The sequence below is a fragment of the Brevibacterium sp. FME17 genome, from assembly GCF_014897515.1.
Lineage (GTDB): Bacteria > Actinomycetota > Actinomycetes > Actinomycetales > Brevibacteriaceae > Brevibacterium.
This window is the reverse complement of sequence record NZ_JABUYD010000018.1, coordinates 70,952-89,022: the sequence shown is the minus strand read 5'-3', so window position 1 is coordinate 89,022 and position 18,071 is coordinate 70,952. Positions and strand designations below refer to the sequence as shown.

Below are 18,071 nucleotides of genomic sequence, written 5' to 3'. Positions count from 1 at the left end.
GTGAGACTGGTCGTGACTTCGGGAGCGAAGCGTGCAAGATCCGTCCACTCTTCACTCGACAGCAAAGGGTGAGGACTGGGACTGCTGGCATCAGAGACTGGGTTGTCAGCTGAAGCACCGAGAGTCGGAGCCGGACTGGCCGCAGCGAAGCCATCGCCAGTCAACGGCTCGGTAACGTCGCTGACTCCCTCGGTCTCGTTGTCATCAGCGGCTACCGAAATATCGGTGCCCACCTCACCCTGATCATCGGCAGCACCCTGACCACTCGACTCACCCTCCTGACCCTGATCAATCGGGTCATCATGGTCGCCCATAGGTACGGCTGCGAGGGATTCGAACTTCTTCGCCAGGGGGTGGCCGGTGAGGTCGAGGTCGGAGTCTTTGAGCTGGTCGAACAATGACGGCGACCCGTCTGCTGAAGACGAAGCCTCAGCCGCGCCAGATGCCGCATCGTCCCCCGCTACGGCATCACCGGTACCGGGGCGTGGGTCACGCTCTTCCGGGTTTCGTGGTGTGCGGTCGGGGGTGAGAGTCATGGTACTGAAGTCCATTCGCCAACATCGTCGTTGCTCTTCCTCTAACTATACACCCAGTTCGCCCGTTTTGACCCTTGAGTTTCGATTTTATTTCGTTTATTCTTTTATTTTCATACCTATTGATGAGCAAAAAAACACGAAAGCATCACAACACCCCAGGTCAACGATCCGAACACTAATCGCAGCATCGCTGCCTTGTGGTCACCACGCATTCTGATCTCACGTACCTGCAATAGACCATCGCCTCGAGTGCATACGTAAGACAGGAAGCAGGTGTGGCATGCGGTCCACTTGTTGTGAGGTGGCCCTATCTTTCTTGGTGTTTTGGAGAGAAGATGGAATCAAGCATTCGAGTCGGGTGTGAGGGGGCCGTCATGGATCTGCTTATTCTGTTTGTCATCGGTGTGTGTTTCACAACAATCGTGTTCTTCGTCGGACGATTTGCCTGCCCGAGACATGACCGCGTGCCCCTTATGGAAGTTGACCATGTCCTCCTGTGGACCACATTGCGTCGCGGTTGGCATGCGATGGGATCGCTCGGTCCAAGAACAGGGATCGCCGACGATCCTCCCGGGAGCCATCGGGCCTGAACCTGCACCGCCTGTAGTCCTATGACTGAATGGACGGATAGAGTGACAGGGTGCCTTCCTCGACAAACCCGAACCTAAACCAGCGCCCGTCCCGTCGACCAGGAGTCGCAGCATTGCTCTTTGCAGTGCTGTCGATTCTGGTGTTCGTCGGCTTTGCAGTGTGGCTCTGGTTCAATGCACCCGACCAGGCTCCAAGCCATTCGGGCGCGAATGGTCAACCCGATGATTGGTCGCAAAAGGGCGAAGTCATGGCGTGGCTCGTCCCACTGGGAGTGGGCATCCCAGCGCTCCTCTCGATCCGCCAAATCTACGAGAAACTGCCGATCGGTCTCGTCAACGTCCCTCACAAGGACTACTGGCTGAAACGCGGTGAGCGTGACTACCTTTTCGACTGTCTGATGGAGTTCATGCGAATCACCGCTGGTGCCTGTGCCCTGCTGTTTACTTTGTCTCTGGCACAGACGCTCAAGGTCGGAATCAGCAGATCGTGGCCGGAAGCCCTTCTGTTCCTCCCGACCGGTGTGTTCCTCGTGGTCGTCGCCATCGCGATGTGGAATCTCCTTCGCCAGCTCAAACCCGACGGCAGGGACGAACGTAATCCCAAACCGCAGACTGAACCGGAACAGTAGGCCGGCCGCAACTCGGAAAGAACCGACCCGCACTTTCGACCCATACTTCCGGCCGGTCCCGTCACCGTCGAAGGGCACTCACCGTCGAACGGCTCTCAGCTCTGCGGCACGAACACTGCAGCGTCCCAGTCCTGCATGGCATGTGCCGAGGCCCAGAAGTGGAGTTCGTACACACATGCCTGCTCGAACGTGGCACGCATTCTTGCGGCCACCTCGGCGGGGGCATCGGTGAGCTCCTGCTCAAGCAGCTGCACTGCCTGCCGGGTCGACTCATCGAATTCGGGTGAATCGTAGGTCTGGACCCAGGTGCGGTAAGGGTGATCGGCACTCATCTGACCGGCCCGTTCGACGAGGACCTTGCCCATGTGCGCGTACACCCAGAAGCACGGCAGGACTCCGGCCACGCCTTCACCGTAGGAGCGGCTGGCTGCGGTCGCGACGAGGTAGGACACGTAGCCCAATGTGGTAGGTGAGGCCTTGAAACCGGCACCACCGCTGACGAGCTCATCGTGGGCTGCGGCCAGGCGAGGATCGGCAAGCAGTTCACCGTGCATCTCCTCTTCAACACTGATGGCCTCGGCGGCGGAGCTGGCCCAGAATCGTGCTTCGTCCCGGTCATCGGCCCCGGCTGCCAGGAAGGACATCGCCTTCGCGTAGCCGGTGAGGTAGATACCGTCTTGAATGATGTAGTTCGTGAAGGCTTTCACCTCGAGGCTGCCCTCGGCCAGCTGGCCCAGAAATGGCAAACGCTCAATCTGCTCGACGATCGGGCGCACACGATCCCACAGCTGAATGGTCTGAGGTCCTGCGGAAAAATCTGTCGACATCTGTGTCTCCTGACTTCGTGGGACCCTCATCCGGGCCCCGAGGAATGTTGGTGTGTTGGGGTCAGCTCCGGACGATGTCGACCTGGTGATCGACGGGCCCATGAGCACCCTTCGGGTCTAGGCTGACCTGCCAGTTCGCGGCAGATTTCAGGGCGCGGGCCAGATAGTTCAGTGCGTTGTCGACGGCTTCGTGTAGAAGGTCCGCACTCACGTCGGCCACTGCACGTTCACGCTTGAGCACAGCCACCTCGGCGGTGATCGCGGCCGACAATGTGCACCCGGTGCCATGGGTGTTCGGGGTGTCCACCCGTGGGTGGGTGAAGTCGGTGACGGTGCCTTCGGCGGTGACGAGAACGTCGGCGACATCGCCCTCGATCGCGTGTCCGCCCTTGAGCAGCACCGCGCGAGGCCCGCGAGCGAGCAACTGTTTGGCCTGGTCCAACATCTCCTGCGGGTTCTGGGCCACGGGTTCGTCATCGCCGATCAGCAGTGCCGCCTCGGGCAGGTTCGGGGTGATGAGGTCCGAGACCGGGAGCAGGTGATCACGGACGGCAGCCACGGCATCGACCTCGAGGAGGCGGTGCCCGGAGGTTGCGACCATGACCGGGTCCACGGTGTAGAAGCCCAGCTGGCTCCCCGCCGCCCGTGCGACCACGAGTTCCACAAGTGAGCGTGAGCCGAGCATCCCCGATTTGGTGGCGTCGACGGGCATGTCATTCAATACGCTGTCGAGCTGGTCAGAGACGAAGGCATCGTCGATTCCGTAGACCTGGGAGACACCGTGGGTGTTCTGCGCGACGAGCGCGGTGATTGCAGTGGTGCCCAGCACCCCGCGAGCTGTGAAGGTCTTGAGGTCTGCGTGGATGCCGGCTCCCCCGCTGGGGTCGGTGCCGGCAATGGACAGCGCAATGGGTGGTCGGGTGGTCACTGAGTTGCCTCCGCCTGGCCATCGCCGAATTCTGCGAGAAGCTGCCTTGCCGCGGCACGTGGGTCCTGGGCACGGCAGATCGCGGAGACCACGCAGATACCGATCAGGCCCCGACCTCGCAATTCGGCAGCACGCGCGGTGCTGATCCCACCGATGGCAACAGCAGGCAACCCTGCCAGATCCACAAGCTCGCTGAGGCGGTCGGGACCGATCCCGTCGGGTGCGTCGGTCTTCGTCGTGGTGTCGTAGACGGGCCCGATTCCGACGAGGTCGACGACTCCCGATTCCCGGGCAGCAGAGAATTCGGCACCGTTGGCCGCGGAGAGCCCGATGAGGGTTTCTGGACCGACGAGTTCGCGCACTTCCTCGACAGGTGTGTCTGATTGCCCGACGTGGATGTCGACGTGCACGCCCTCGGCAAGGAGCCGTTGGGCGACGGCGACGCGGTCATTGAGGACGACGGGTACGCGACGGTTTGTATCGGCTGTTGCGCTGCCGACGGCGGCGATGACCTCGCGTGCCAGGGTGTAGAAGGCGTCATCGTCGATGTCCTTGTCCCGGACCTGAACGATCCCGACTCCCCCGGCAACTGCCTCGCGGACGGTTTCAGCGACACTGCGTCCGGCCTCCCGGCACTGAACCGAGTCGGTGACGAGGTAGAGCCGAGTGTCGATGCCCGCCAGACGGGAGTTTGCTTCGTAGCTGGCTTCGTAGTTGGCTTCGTAGCTGGCTTCGCTCATGACTGTGATCCTTCAAAGGTGTCGGCCTCGATCTGTGCGCCCGCCAGCTGCTTCGCGTCGAGCGTGTACAGCGCGTCGAGGAAGTTCACCGAATAGCTGCCGGGGCCCTTGGCACCAGTTGCAGCTCTTTCACCGGCAACCTTGAAGTGCGCATGGGCGGCGATCACAGCATCGAACCTCGCCGAGGCGGTCGTTGCTCCGACGAGGTACGCGGCGGTGACTGCGCCGAGTGAACACCCGGTGCCGATGACCAGCGGCATATAAGAGTGGCCCCCGTCGAGGCGGGCGACATGATCGACTCCGTCGATATGGGCGACGATCGCGTCCCTGGGTCCTGAGACCGCGACGATGGCTCCGGTCGACCGCGCCAGTTCGGCAGCGGCAGGAATCACAGCATCAACTTCGTCGGTGGAGTCGACGCCTCGACCGCCCACCCCGACTCCGGCCAAGGCCGCGATCTCGGAGGCGTTTCCGCGAATCGCGGTAGGTCCCGAGGCTGCGGCACGGCGGATTCGGGTGGTCCGAAAATCGACGGCTCCGATGCTCACCGGGTCAAGAACCCACGGCTTGGAGTCTTCGTTGGCTGCGTCGATGGCGGCATCGGCGGCAAGGAACTGCTGGTTCGTGGCGGTTCCGAAGTTGACCAGCAGTCCGCTGGCGATGCGCGTGAACTGTGCAGCATCGGCCTCGTGGTCGAGCATCGCCGGTGCGGCGCCGATGGCCAGAAGCACGTTGGCGCTGAATTGCTGCACGACGGTGTTCGTGATGCATTGGATAAGTGGATTGCTCGCACGCATATGCTCGTGCGCAGAACGCAGGTCGAAGTCAACCATGACGATCCCTTCGCTAGTATGGCCCAGATCAGGTTCGATGGGTGTTCTCTCAGCCGCGCTTCATGTTCACGAGGCACCCCATGTCATTGGCTTCGACTGTATCAGCACGACAGAGGCGGAGCGAGCTGGAATGCTCGCCCCGCCTCCCTGCAACTGGGTCTACCCAACGAAGACTCATCGAGCGGACCACTTAGCATTGACCGGCGACTTTGTAACGTCGCCGGTCAATGCTAAGTGGTCCGCTCGGTGCGGGTGGCATCAACCTCGTCCTACGTACCTCTGTCCGCGGCGGCTGAGGGCATCGATGACAACAGCAGCGAGAAGGACGAGTGCGGTGATGATCAGCTGGGCATCGGAGTTGAAGCCGATGAGATAGAGACCGTTGTTGATCGCACCGACGACCAGTGCACCGAGCACTGCAGCCCAGGCTGTGCCGCGTCCACCGAACAACGAGGTGCCGCCGATGACTGCCGCAGCGATCGCATTGAGCAGATCCTGCGTGGTCACCAACGTCGAACCCGCGTTCGAGTTGACACCTGCCTTGATGAAGCCGAAAAGAGCTGCGAGGGTACCGGCGGCCATGAAAACGCTGATTCTCACCCACGTCACCTGGATGCCTGCACGCCTGGCTGCCTCGACCTTGCCGCCGACAGCGTAGATCGATCTTCCGTAGCGGGTTTTGCGCAGTACTAGGTCAATGGAAATCGCAATGACCAGCATGAGCAAGAAGGGCAACACAAGGCCGAAGTCCTGGTTGACGAGGATGAGGAAGCCAAACACGATCACTGCCAGCAGCACGATGCGCACTGTCACCGAGGTCCAGCTAGGGTTGTCGAGTCCTGCCGCTTGGCGACGCAGTTTCGACGAGACGATACCTGCTCCGAAGCCGATCACCGCGACTGCGCCGAACACATAAGCCCAAATCGCCGGAAAGTAGAAGTTCGCAAAGTCAAAGGCGAATGTACCAGACATCGACAGATTCTTCTGCACACCCAGCGTCGTCAGAGTCAGTCCGGTGAAAGCCAACAATCCAGCCAGGGTGACAACGAAGGCCGGGATGCCGACCACCGCAAAGAACCACCCCTGGATCGCTCCGACAACCAGACCCAACACCAGCATGATGACGAGTGCGATCAGAGGCGGAACTCCTTGTCTGACGACAAGGACTCCCAGCAGTGACGCTGCGAGCCCACCCAACTGCGCCAATGACAGATCGATCTCGCCAAGCAACAGAATCAAGTTGATGCCCAGAGCGAGAATCGCAATGTAGGCAACCGTTGATGAGAGATTGACGAGGTTGGCGGGAGAGAGGAACTTGTCGTTCGCTGATTGGAACACGATGATGATGACGACAAGGGCAATGATCACCGGAAGCGAACCGAGTTGGCCCTCCTTGACGCGTCGTAGGAAGGTCGAGAAGAATCCCTCGTGCGAAAGCCGAGAGTCCGTGATGAATGAGTTGCGGGTCATCGGCGCTCTCCTCTTCGCGTGGCCCTTTGGGTCACGACATTGTCGCTGGCACCGGTGATCGCTGCCACAAGCACGTCCGTGCGTTCGTCACCGGGGAAGTCACCGGCATCCTTGCCCAGGCGCAGCACGTGTACACGGTCAGCCACAGCCTGAACATCAGCCATGTTGTGACTGACCAACAGCACCCCGAGGTCTCGTTCACGCAGACGCTCGATGAGATTGAGGACCTCCGCAGTCTGCGCGACGCCGAGCGCTGCCGTCGGCTCGTCCAGCATCACGATCGAAGGATCGCCGAGGAGGGACCTGGCGATCGCAACAGTCTGACGTTGTCCGCCGGAGAGCGCAGCGATGGGCACCCTCACGCTTGGTATTTTCGCCGAGAGACTGCGCAACAGCTCCCAAGATTTCGCCTCCATGGCCACCTCGTCGAGGACACCACCGCGTGTAGCCTCGTGTCCGAGGAAGAGGTTGGCCACCACGTCGAGATTTTCGCACAGGGAAAGATCCTGGAAAACCGTGGCGACACCGGCCGTTTGTGCATCCTTCGGCGACGCGAACTTCTGAGAGATCCCGTTCATGATGATCTCACCTTCGTCGCAGCCATGGACTCCGGCAATGACCTTGATAAGAGTCGACTTGCCGGCGCCGTTGTCGCCGACGAGTCCGACGACCTCGCCGCGGCCGATGGTGAGGTTGATATCGGTCAGCGCCTGGACCGCACCGAATCGTTTGTTGATCCCGCGCAGCTCGAGGACTGGATCGGCGCCGGGCTCCGGCACCCGCTGCTGCGCGGGCGCCGGATCGTTGGGTTGAGAATTCATATGTTCCTACTCGCCGATTTCTACTTGACGCCGTAGTCGCTGCAGAGCTTCTTCACGTCTCCGGTGCAGATGTCTTCAGCCTTGATCTGATCACCGACGATGTCCTTCACATTGTCTTTTGTGACGACCTTGGCCTCGACGAAGTCCGTCGGTGTGTCTTTGTAAGTCGTTGACCCTTCTGGCTTCTCGCCGCCTGCCAGCGCGACTGCTGCTTTCGCAGCGAACTCGGCCTGGGGTGGGATCGCCTTGTAGATCGTGGCGTACTGATCGCCTCTGAGGATGTTCTGCAGGCCGTCGACTTCAGCGTCCTGTCCTGTGATGACAGGCTTGACTTTGGCCTTCTTCGTGGCGGCGATGACTCCGCCGGCGGTGCCGTCGTTGGCTGAGTAGATGGCGATCGGGTCCTTGTCGGCAGTCTGCAGCTGACCTTCGACCCATTGGCGGGCGTCTCCCGGGTCCCAGTCAAGGGCATCGTGGCTTTCGGTGATGTCAGCACCGCCCTTCTTCAGGGTCTCCTCGGCGCCGGCCTTGAAGTCAGCGGCGTTCGGGTCCTTAGGATCACCGTTGACCATCCAGACCGGACCCGACTTCGGGTCCTTGTCTTCGGCCTTGAGTCCGTCGAGGACGGCTTGTCCCTGGAGGTTGCCGATCTTCTTGTTGTCGAACGAGGTGTAGTAGTCCGCGTCTTTGAAGAACCGGTCGTATGCGATTACCGGGATCTTCTTGGCTTTGGCCTTCGACAGAGCCGAAGACACGGCCGAAGCGTCGACCGGGTCGAGGACGATCGCGTCGACGCCTTCGGTCACTGCGGCTTCGAACTGCTGTTGCTGCTGGGTCGCGTCCTGGTTGGCATTGCTGTATTTGACCTTCGCATCGGGATTGGCTTCCTTGACGTACTTCTCGAAGTTCGGCTTGTCCAAGGATTCGTAGCGAGTGGTCTTGGACTCAGGGAGCAGCAGTGCGATGGTGACTTCACCGTCTCCGTTCGAGGAACCGCCTCCGCTTTCCTCATTGCCTTGGCCCTTCTGACTCCCACAGCCGCTGAGCGCAAGAGCGCCGATAGCAACCGAGGCGCCGAGGACGGCGAACTTCTTACGGGACTGCAGGTTGTGCCTCATCGTGAACCTTTCAATCTTTCTGACAACGTTGTCAGGCTGATCAATATAATTCGCCGATCGGTGCCCGGTGTCAACTGTTTCGTCGAAAAATTATGTCCTGAGCGTCCCCGGAGAGTGCCCGCAGACGACACGCGAAGTACCTCCGCGGAGTAACTCCCGACAGCCTCACTTGCCCGGAGACTCTTCGCCGCTGCCGCGGGCGATCACATGCACAGGAACCTGGATCGAACCTCGATATGGATCACTTCCAGTCTCGACGTGGGCCGAATCCTGCAGGCGCCGGACCGCCTCGGCTGCCATGGACCGCACGTCACGGTCGATGACGGTCACGTCCAACAGCCCTGCAGTCGGGAAATCGTCGATGCCAACCAGCGCCGGCCACTCATCGAGTCGCCGGCAGGCATCGATGGCCCCCTGGGTCAGGGTCGCGGACAAGGTGATAAGTCCGCTGGGGGCGCTGCGCGATCCTAACCACGCGGCGACGACGTTCTTCGCGCTGGCCAGATCGTGGGCGTCTTCCCTCATGTAGGCACGCCACCCGATATCCGAGCGTCCGGCGAAGGCCGATTGGATTCCGGCGAGCCTGGCGGTGGCGATGGGGCTGGTCGAATGGTCGCCGACGACGCCGAGACTGATGTGTCCGTGTTTGAGAAGTTGAGTGGCGGCCAGACGGCCGGCGAGCTCCTCATCACCGGCGATGAGCTCGACCCCGGGTCCAGCTGTCGAGGGGTCGAAGGACACGATCTGCATGTCAGCCGACACCGCATCGGTGTAGAACAGTGCGGCGTCAGGGTGGGATCGGATGACACAGATTCCGGTCATGTCATTGGCCAGGCACTCTTTGAGGAAGCCGCGTTCACGGTCGGCGTCGTCGGCGGTGACCGTCACGACCGGGCGCAGTCCGACCGTGCTCAGCTCGGCTTCCAATAGGGTGAAGAGACGAGCCTGGAACGGGTCATGCCCGTCGCTCATGACCACGCCGATATAGGGTGACCGGCCACCGGCGCGCAGGCGCCTGGCTGTGGAATTGAGGCGGAATCCGAGTTCGGCGGCGGCATCCTCGACCTTTTCGGCGGTGGACTTGGCCACATGCTTTTCGCCGTTGAGCACCCGAGATGCCGTTTTGATGCTGACTCCTGCACGCGAAGCGACCGTGGCCAGGGTCGGCCGATCGTTCTGCTTCGCCATGACCACACCTTTGAGTCGGGAATCCTACGGACCGCTTGCGGTCTGCGCGGAGGCGACCGATAGGAATGATGATAACCGCTGGCCGACGGAAGAACGCACAATGTTCGGCGATCAGGACTTACAGGGCAGGACGATGTCACCAACCCCGGCGTCAGGCCGAGGCGTTGGCGATGCGCACAGCGAGGCCATCGAGGATGAGTTCGAGACCATCCACGAAGTCCGGGTCAGACTCGCCACCTGAGTTGGAGTCGCTTCCCACAGCCCCAGAAGCCAACATGGCCGAGGTGTACGGGAACTGCGCTGAGGCGACGACGCGGAAGAGGGCCTGTCCGTATTCGCGCTCACTCTCAGATTGAGCCTGGCCGGGCTCCCGTCCTTCCTTCAGCTCGTCCTGGAGCAGTGCTGACTGACGGACGAAGCCGCTGAGCAGAGTGAGCGCCGCCAGCTTCTCGTTCCAATCGAGTTCAGTTGAAGCCAATTGCGCGAATCCTCGTTCGAGCCAGGCGATCTGGTGTGGTCCGGATGGTGCTTGGTAGATGGGCACGCGGGGAAGCCATGGCCGACCTCGATACAGAGACCACAGGTCACGTGCCCACAGTCGCAGACCTTCACGCCACCCTGCTGCGAGCGACTCGGGTATCCGCGGTTGGCTTGCTGCGTCCATCATGAGCTGCAGCAGCTCGTGCTTGGAGCCGATGTGTCGATACAACGACATCGCTGTCACGTTCAACTCCTCGGCGACCTTGGGCAAGGTCGCGGCCTCCAGGCCGCCATGATCGGCAAGCTGAACAGCAGTGCTGACCACCGTCTCGACATCGAGAGTGGACTTGCGCCCCCGCTGCTGAGGAACCTCCGGCAGCCTCCAGAGTCGCCGGAAGAAGTCGGGCACCGCGCCGTCAGTCATAGAATCCACCTCTCTGTCAGTAGAGCAACAGTCTGACACACCAAATAGTTTACTCCATATAGTTTCTGTGTTAAATTCTGTTGCATGAATAGACAAACGGCTGCACAAGAGCCCCCGAAGACTGGGCGAGTCCATGATGTCGATGCCCTCCGCGGGTTCGCCCTGCTGGGGATCTTCGTCGTCAACATCACGTTCATGGCCTCGGCCTATCCGGGCAACCTGGTCAATGACCCGACCTTCTCGACACCGATCGATGCAGCGGCCCGATTCCTTGTGGCCGCGCTGTTCTCAATGAAGTTCTACCTGCTCTTCTCATTCCTCTTCGGATACAGCTTCGTTCTGCAGATGGATGCGGCGAAGCGCGCAGGCGCGGCGTTCGTGCCGCGAATGCTTCGCAGAGCGGTAGGCCTCTTCGTGATCGGAGTGGGGCACATCGTCCTGCTCTACGGTGGGGACGTTCTCACGACGTACGCAGTGGTCTGCCTCGTACTCCTGGCGATGCACCAGGTACGTGATCGGACTGCGCTGCTCACGACCGGAATCATCTATGGCTTCGTGACACTCTCTCTCGTCATCAGCGCCGCGTTCCTCGATCGCTCGATGTTCATGCCCAGTCACGACGAAGCACTCCTCGGGGCCGCAGCGCAGACCCAAGCTCTGCTCGGGTCGCTGGCCGACATCGTGGGGCAGCACGTGGCCGGCCTTGACCTCCTCGTCATTCAAGCGGTCTCCCTGCAAGGACCGACCGCACTGGCGATGTTCCTCTTGGGAATGGTTGCTGCCCGGCGTCGTGTGTTTTCCGAACTGGGAAACCAGGCCACACTGCTGCAGCGGATTCAATGGGTCGGCTTCGCAGTCGGCCTCCCAGGCGGAGTGCTCTTCGCCGTTATGGGCGGAGACACCAACACCTGGGCCACCACAGTGAGCGTCGTGACGTCCCCATTCCTCACGGCCGCGTACGTTGCGACGCTGATCCGAATCATGCACGCGCCCTGGGGAGCATGGGTGCGCACAGCACTGGCACCAGTTGGGCGCATCGCGTTGACGAATTACCTGGGACAGTCGCTGGCTGGGATCGTGGTGTTCACAGGAGTTGGTCTCGGCCTTGCCGGGCAGATGTCCCCACCGGTTCTGATGATCCTCGCCGTCGCCGTCTTCGCGGTCCAGACGTTGATCAGCGCCTGGTGGCTGAAGCGCCACCGATATGGTCCTGCTGAGTACGTCCTCCGGTGTTTCACCAACTGGAGCCGACCCGGTCGTACGCTGGCCGACACAGCACGTGGCGTGGACGCTCGTCCTCAGCGGAATCCTCAAGAAGAACAGTGAAAACGGAGCATCTCCGCCGCCGAGGTGAGCACTGGGTCCCAGCGTCCACCTCGGCGAGTGTGACCTTCGTTCAGATCAGCGCGCCACAGGGTTCCTCATCGTTCCTGCGTACAGCAGCGATTCGGCCTGGTTGCCGATGTCGACCATCTGCACGGTATTGCGCAGCTGCAGCCTGTTGAGGCACGAATGGGCAAACCGTTCGGCTCTCAGATCCACATCGTCTGCGAGCCCGCGGGCGAGTTCGGGATGTTCGGTCTCGTAACGATCGAGCACCTCGGCGACCAAGGACCAGAATTTCTGCGCACCCAGCACACTATCGGAATCGAGGATCCCGCCGAGGTGGCGCAGCACCCCGTCGAACATGTCCGTGAACACGGACAGGGCCTTCTCCTCCCCCGGGACCAGCGCTCGGATCCGCTCCACATCGTCGGGCAGATCACGCTGTCCGAGCACGGCAACTTCCTCGCCGATGTCCTTCATGAACGCGCCGGTCACAACGTGATCTTCGAGGATGAGGATCAGGTTCTCACCATGGGGCATGAACACCAGATCGTGGGCGAGCAAAGCGTGGACGAGCGGCTGCAGATAGGCCCGCAGGTACGAGCGCACCCAGTCCTCGGCCGTCAGGTTCGAGGCGCGGATGAGTTCGCTGACGTAGGCTACTCCCCTGTGGTCGCGGTGCAGCAGCGCTGCCATAGTGATGACCTTCTGACCAGGGGCGACGACGGTCAGCGGGTTCTCTCGCCACAGTGCCGCAAGCATCTTGCGATGAGGGTTCGTCTCCTGAGTGCGATGGTAGACATCGCCTGTGTAGCCGAGCGCAGTGCGTTCGCGCAGAACCCGGAATCCGGCCTCGCCGAAGGTGGAATCGGAGCCGACGAGCTCAGCGATCCAGTCGTTGATGGCCGGCGTATCGCGCATGTACTTCGGGGACAGTCCACGCAGGAACCCCATGTTCTGCACGGCCAAAGCAACCTTCACATACGGGGCATCTGCGCGGGAGTGATTGAAGAAGGTGCGCAGTGACTGCTGCGGCTGATGCTCATCGAGTCCAGCACCCAACGGCAACAGGTCACCGCGGGCGATATCGGCGGCGAAGGTGATCGCGAGCCGGTGATCGGCCTGCCACGGGTGGACCGGCAGCAGGTGGAAGTCTTCTGGATTGCGTCCCGCGGAGCGAATCCGTGAGTCGAAGAGTTCGCGCTCGGCGGCACTCAATGCCCAGTCGACATGTGCGGATTCGTCGAGTCCGGCACCCACCGAGAGGTGGCTGTGTTCGCGGCTCGCCGCCACCCATTCTATGCGGGTGGTGCATCCGTTCTCCGGAGCCCATTTCCGGTAGTCGCTGAGGGAGAAGCCGATGCGGCCGTTGTTCGCGATGAACCCAGGATGGCCCTCGGTCATGGCCGCCTCTGTGGTTTGGAAGTCGGAGTTCAGGAGATCTGTGGAGTCCGGGCGGTTGCCCTTCCACGCCTCGGCGAGCTTGAAGGCGCTGCTGGCCAGGGTCGAGGCGAGTTCCTCAAGGTAGGTCGACATGAGATTCTCGGGGATGCCGAGGGCTTCCTGGAGTTCGACCACGAGTTCCTGCGCGTCGAGACCAAGCTCTGCGCCACCTCGGCGTCGGGTGATGCTGGCTTCGTCGATGACCCAGTGCTCGAGCGGCAGGACTCGGGCGGCGAACGTGTACGTGACGGCGTCAGCGTCCGTCGCTCCGGCGTCGTCGATCCGCAGCTCCCAAACGTCTGGCCCGGCATCCGGGCAGGTGGGCTGAGTTGGGGCAATGAGACGTTCGTGCGCAAACTCGGACAGAGCCTTGGTCACGAGGTGGCGTTGGGTCACTGCGAAGGTGTCTTCATTGAGGTGGGCGTACGTGGCAGGGGTGGCGGCGACCAGAGCGAGACGCTCGTCATCCGACAGGGCCTCCCCCACAGCGGTCCGCGAGTTGCGACTGCCCGCAGTATCGTTGCTGCCCGCTTTATTGAGCTTGCCCGCAGTATTGTTCCTGCCCGCAGTGTTGCGACCGTTCTCACCACGGTCGATGAGCGTCACCAGCTGACTGGCCTCGAAGTCCTCACGGGCACAGATGCTCACCAGCGCACGTTTCCTCTCCTCCCCCATCATGATGATCGCCTCGCCCACTGGCTTGAAGCCGGCGGCCCGATTCTTCTCGAGAATGGCGCTGTTGCGCACATCAGGTTCGACGATGACGCGGTGACCGCCTCGGCCACCGTTTTCGAATGGGCGCAGGCAGAAGTCGATGACCTCGGCCATGATCCGGTTGGTGAGTCCACGCGTGCCGTCGCCGTCGGGTGGGGCCACGAGCAGGTGCATTCCGATGTCGCCTGGCCCGCTGGGCACAACATCGTGTGGGATCAGCGTGGAGGGCACGTAGGTTTCGACGTAGAAGCAGTCGACGCCATCGACCGAGCCGACCCAGCCATTCTCATCGGCGGAATCCTGGATGCCGCCGAGGTAGTCGCGGACTTCGGACTCGTCGAGTTCGGTCATCTGCCAATAGTGAGCGCGCGGATGGCTCAGCCACACGTGGATGTTCTTGGCATCCCGGACCGGGTCTACGGCGCGGATGTCCACGGTGAGTGCGGAGCTGGCGGTTACGGGTGCGTCTGTCATGAGTTCGGTGGTCATACGTGTGTCATCTCCCTGTCGTCTGCGGGATGGGTATCGGAGTCAGCGTCGGAGTCGGAGAAGTCGAAGTGCGATTCGAAGTCCTCCCGCGTGCTCAGCTTTGCGGTGTCTGCCGCCGCGGTGTCCGCAGCTGCATCGTCGAGGGCCCCGCTGTCGAGCGCGCCATCGTCAAGTGCCCCGTCGTCTGGGACGCCGAAGGTCTGGAACGCGATCGTCTTTTCGACCGGGTACGGTTCGCGCCCGGTCACGTGTGAAAGCACGACCGATGCTCGCCAAGGCCCGAAGCCCAGATCCGGTGCGGTGACTCCGTGAGTGTGCTCTTCGCCGTTGAGGACGTGGATGGTGCCAGCGTCGTTGACCGTGTAGTGACGACTGACGTCGAGGCGGCCCTTGGCATCCAAGCGCACCTCCTCGCCCAGCCCGTCAAGGAAGGCTGGAACTTGAGACTTATAGCCGGTGGCAGAGACGACCGATCCGCTGCGGCGGTCGAAGGTCTTGTCCAGTGAGGTGTTGCGGAAGCGCAGTGCATAGTCGCCGTTGTTCGCATCGCGTCCAGCGAAGATCAGTTCGGATTCGGCCAGCAGATTGGTGCGCAGCTTCCTGCCCCCGCGGCTGAGTCGGTAGAGGGTGTCGTGGATGTCGTCGACGAGCTCGGCGCTGATGCCCTTGTACAGGGTTCGCTGTTCGCGGCCGAGCTGTTCACGCAGGTCATCGGGCAAGGCACGGAAGTGGTCGGTGTACTCCGGGGACGTCATCTCCAGGGTCAGCTTCGTGTATTCCATCGGGAAGAAGCGCGGCGATCGCGTCACCCAGTCGAGCCGCACGTCACGGGCTTCGGCTTCCTCGATGAGGTCGCGGTAGATCTCAGCCGCGGACTGACCGCTGCCGACGATCGTGATGGATCCGCTCTCGAGCAGCGTCTCCCTGTGGTCGAGGTACTGCGAAGTGTGGATGACCGGACCGGCACCCTCTGTCTCAAGCTCAAGAAGGGCCTCGGGCAGGACCGGTGAAGTGCCGACCCCGAGGACCAGATTATGAGCACGGTAGGTTTCGGTCCTCACCGTCTGACGGGAACCATCGACCACCTCGGCGGTCACTGTGTAGATGCCATCGTCCTTGGTCACCGAGGTGACGGTGCGGTTCCAGCGCAGCGTCTCCAACTGGGCGGCGACCCACCGGCAATACTCGTCGAATTCGGCGCGCAGCGGGTAGAAGGATTCGCGGATGTAGAAGGGGTAGAGCCTGCCGTTGTCCTTGAGGAACTGGAGGAAGGAGAAGCGGGAGGTGGGATCGGCCATGGTCACCAGGTCGGCGAGGAACGGGACCTGGACCGTGGCGCCTTCGATCATCATGCCCGGATGCCAGCGGAACTCTGCGCGCTGGTCAAGGAACACGGCGTCGACATCGGGCAGCGGGTCAGACAAAGCTGCCAGTCCTAAGCCGAAGGGTCCGATGCCGATGCCGACGATGTCATGGACGTGTGTCTCGGATGTGCTCATGCTGCGCCTCCTTCGATCGTGGTGAATGCTCGCCCCTGGTCAGGTGGCGTGGTCTCCAAGTACCGGCCGGCGAGGATGCCGTGGCCGGTGGCGCGGACGAGATCGAGCACTGCGGTGATGTCATCGACCGTGGTGTCCGGGTTGAGGAGGGTGAGTTTGAGCCAGGGTGTGCCCTCGATCGTGGTGCGCGCGATCGCTGCGCGACCGGAGCGGAAAAGGACTCGGCGGATCATCGGCACCAGTTCATCGACCGTGGCCGCGTCGGCGGTCTCGGGTGCGAAGCGGAACAGAACCGTACTCAGGTCTGAGGCTCCCCGCACCTGGAAGTCGGGCTGCGCCTCGAGGAGTTCACGGACCTCGGCGGCCAGGTCGCACACGGTGTCGAGCAGCTCACCGATCTCACCGGCACCGCGGGCACGCAGCGTCGTCCACAGTTTCAGCGCGTCGAAGCGGCGAGTGGTCTGCAGCGACTTGTCGACCTGGTTCGGTTCGGCCTCCGCGCTGTACGCCTCGGCTTCCGGGTTGAGATAGTCCGCGTGGTGCAGGGTCGGCGCGAACAGTCCGAGATCGCGCACCAGCAGTGCGCTGGAGGACACCGGCTGGAAGAAGGTCTTGTGGAAGTCGATGGTCACCGAGGTGGCCCGGCCGATTCCCTCAAGCAGATGTTTGCGTCGTGGGGCCCACAGCAGTCCCCCGCCGTAAGCGGCGTCGACGTGCATCCACACGCCAACGTTCTCGCAGACCTCGGCGATAGCCGCCAGCGGGTCGATGACGCCGAGGTCGGTGGTTCCGGCCGTGGCGACGACGGCCATGACGATGCCGCCGGTGTCGTCGATGTCGCGCATCAGCTCGGCCAGCGCATCGGCGTCCATTCGACCGGCCTCATCGGTGTCCACGCTCACGACAGCTTCTGTGTCGAGTCCGAGGATGTGGGCGGCGCGGGAGATCGAGAAGTGGGTCTGGCTCGTCGTGAGAATCCGCAGCCTGGACAGAATGCTGCGGCGTGATGTCTCGCTGTGGCCGGGCTGGGTGCGGTCGACCGCCTGCGCCTGCTGTTCGCGCACGACGTTCTCGCGCACAACATTCTCGCGTGCCAGGAACAGTGCCTGCAGGTTCGACTGGGTGCCGCCAGAGGTGAAGATTCCGTCGCCGGCGTCGAATCCGACGTGCTGGCTGGCCCACTGCACCAGTCGCCGTTCCATCAGGGTGGCGACTTCGGATTGATCGTAGGTGTCGACGGAGGTATTGATCGCGGCGAGCATCGCCTCGGCCGCGACGGCGGGAACGGCGACGGGGCAGTTGAGGTGGGCGACGTAGCTGGGGTGGTGGAACCACACGGCGTTGCGAGCGTAGAGGCCATCGGCCTCGCGCAGGGCTGCGCTGTTTCCGATGCCCTGCCCGTCGAGGTCGAAGCCTGCGACTTCGGCTTCGAGGCTGGCTCGGTCATTCGCCGAGGTGGGTGTGTCGACACTGGTGAATCGTTTCGCGAGTACGTCGACGACATCATGCATGAGCTCGGCGTAGGCTTCGGCACTGTGGGATCCCAGCAGTGCGTCACCGGTGCCTGCCGAGGCTGAGTCGGTCGGTGCCTGCGCTGCGTCGGTCGGTGCCTGCGCTGCGTCGGTCAGAGGCGCGGCCTTGATCGATGCCTGAGCGTCAGGCCCAGGGACGTCAGAAACTGGGGTGTCAGAGAGCAGTGAAGTCATAGCGGTACGGTTGCCTCCTTCGGTTCACGGTCCGGTAAGGCCGGACTACATTAGGGAAACCTACCCTAAGGACAACGAGAAGCAAGGCAAGTCGCGCTGTAGTTTACCGACTACACAAGTAACCTCACCCAGGCCCCGACGGCACCCTCGTCAGCGCTCGCGCGGCCAAGCCCAGGATTGACAACAGGCGTATACGGCCCAGAAATTCGCGCGTGGCCTTCATCACATCAGGGCAATTCGTCTGACATCCTGAGACAACGAAAACGGCCGTAGTTCCTGCCCAGGAGGCAGGAGCTACGGCCGTTCGTAT

General features: G+C 62.2%; 14 protein-coding genes, 1 pseudogene and 1 riboswitch. Of the genes and pseudogenes, 2 read left to right on the top strand and 13 right to left on the bottom strand.

Annotated elements, in window-relative coordinates; translation table 11 throughout:
* A pseudogene (locus INT40_RS15320) lies at window positions 1-536 on the bottom strand (HNH endonuclease); the annotation flags it as partial.
* 703 nt (window positions 537-1,239) lie between these two features.
* Between INT40_RS15320 and INT40_RS15315 the strand changes: the two are divergent.
* Window positions 1,240-1,755, top strand: a complete 516-nt coding sequence (locus INT40_RS15315; RefSeq protein WP_193096443.1) for a DUF1648 domain-containing protein — start codon at window positions 1,240-1,242, stop codon at window positions 1,753-1,755.
* Window positions 1,756-1,850: 95 nt separating this feature from the next.
* Here the strand turns inward: INT40_RS15315 and INT40_RS15310 are convergent, their stop codons facing one another.
* The 9 genes from INT40_RS15310 to INT40_RS15270 all read right to left on the bottom strand — a co-directional run bounded on the left by INT40_RS15310 (window position 1,851) and on the right by INT40_RS15270 (window position 10,584).
* Window positions 1,851-2,582 carry a TenA family protein gene (locus INT40_RS15310; RefSeq protein ID WP_193096442.1) on the bottom strand — a complete coding sequence of 244 codons (732 nt, stop codon included), beginning with the start codon at window positions 2,580-2,582 and terminating at the stop codon, window positions 1,851-1,853.
* A gap of 61 nt (window positions 2,583-2,643) precedes the next feature.
* Window positions 2,644-3,510 carry a bifunctional hydroxymethylpyrimidine kinase/phosphomethylpyrimidine kinase gene (gene thiD, locus INT40_RS15305; RefSeq protein ID WP_193096441.1) on the bottom strand — a complete coding sequence of 289 codons (867 nt, stop codon included), beginning with the start codon at window positions 3,508-3,510 and terminating at the stop codon, window positions 2,644-2,646.
* Window positions 3,507-4,250, bottom strand: a complete 744-nt coding sequence (thiE, locus tag INT40_RS15300; protein WP_193096440.1) for a thiamine phosphate synthase — start codon at window positions 4,248-4,250, stop codon at window positions 3,507-3,509. The genes thiD and thiE overlap by 4 nt, the downstream gene beginning before the upstream one ends.
* Entirely contained in the window at window positions 4,247-5,083 is an 837-nt protein-coding gene (thiM, locus tag INT40_RS15295) for a hydroxyethylthiazole kinase (protein ID WP_101574159.1), read from the bottom strand. Before thiM ends, thiE begins: the two co-directional genes overlap by 4 nt.
* A riboswitch (TPP riboswitch) is annotated at window positions 5,071-5,174 on the bottom strand. It overlaps the preceding gene by 13 nt.
* A 167-nt stretch (window positions 5,175-5,341) precedes the next feature.
* Window positions 5,342-6,553, bottom strand: a complete 1,212-nt coding sequence (locus INT40_RS15290; protein ID WP_101574160.1) for a sugar ABC transporter permease — start codon at window positions 6,551-6,553, stop codon at window positions 5,342-5,344.
* Window positions 6,550-7,374, bottom strand: a complete 825-nt coding sequence (locus INT40_RS15285) for an ATP-binding cassette domain-containing protein (protein WP_193096439.1) — start codon at window positions 7,372-7,374, stop codon at window positions 6,550-6,552. The genes INT40_RS15290 and INT40_RS15285 overlap by 4 nt, the downstream gene beginning before the upstream one ends.
* Window positions 7,375-7,394: 20 nt before the next feature.
* A complete protein-coding gene (locus INT40_RS15280; protein ID WP_193096438.1) occupies window positions 7,395-8,492 on the bottom strand; it encodes a substrate-binding domain-containing protein in 1,098 nt (365 codons plus the stop codon).
* Window positions 8,493-8,657: 165 nt separating this feature from the next.
* The gene (locus tag INT40_RS15275; protein ID WP_193096437.1) at window positions 8,658-9,680 is read right to left on the bottom strand and encodes a LacI family DNA-binding transcriptional regulator; all 1,023 of its coding nucleotides are present in this window, start codon (window positions 9,678-9,680) and stop codon (window positions 8,658-8,660) included.
* A 151-nt stretch (window positions 9,681-9,831) separates the two neighbouring features.
* Window positions 9,832-10,584, bottom strand: a complete 753-nt coding sequence (locus INT40_RS15270; RefSeq protein WP_193073008.1) for a TetR/AcrR family transcriptional regulator — start codon at window positions 10,582-10,584, stop codon at window positions 9,832-9,834.
* A gap of 84 nt (window positions 10,585-10,668) precedes the next feature.
* Here INT40_RS15270 and INT40_RS15265 point away from each other — a divergent pair, with 84 nt between their 5' ends.
* Window positions 10,669-11,910: a DUF418 domain-containing protein gene (locus INT40_RS15265; protein ID WP_193096436.1), complete on the top strand. Its 1,242-nt coding sequence runs from the start codon at window positions 10,669-10,671 to the stop codon at window positions 11,908-11,910.
* A 75-nt stretch (window positions 11,911-11,985) separates the two neighbouring features.
* Here INT40_RS15265 and INT40_RS15260 read toward each other — a convergent pair whose 3' ends face one another.
* From INT40_RS15260 to INT40_RS15250, 3 genes are read right to left on the bottom strand one after another with little or no spacing between them, the layout of a single operon-like run.
* Window positions 11,986-14,556 (bottom strand): GNAT family N-acetyltransferase, encoded by a 2,571-nt coding sequence (locus INT40_RS15260; RefSeq protein ID WP_193096435.1) that lies wholly within the window; start codon window positions 14,554-14,556, stop codon window positions 11,986-11,988.
* Window positions 14,553-16,055 (bottom strand): lysine N(6)-hydroxylase/L-ornithine N(5)-oxygenase family protein, encoded by a 1,503-nt coding sequence (locus INT40_RS15255; protein ID WP_193096434.1) that lies wholly within the window; start codon window positions 16,053-16,055, stop codon window positions 14,553-14,555. Before INT40_RS15255 ends, INT40_RS15260 begins: the two co-directional genes overlap by 4 nt.
* Window positions 16,052-17,761, bottom strand: coding sequence for a pyridoxal phosphate-dependent decarboxylase family protein (locus tag INT40_RS15250; RefSeq protein WP_193072999.1), 1,710 nt, complete (start codon window positions 17,759-17,761; stop codon window positions 16,052-16,054). The genes INT40_RS15255 and INT40_RS15250 overlap by 4 nt, the downstream gene beginning before the upstream one ends.
* Window positions 17,762-18,071 lie beyond the last annotated feature (310 nt).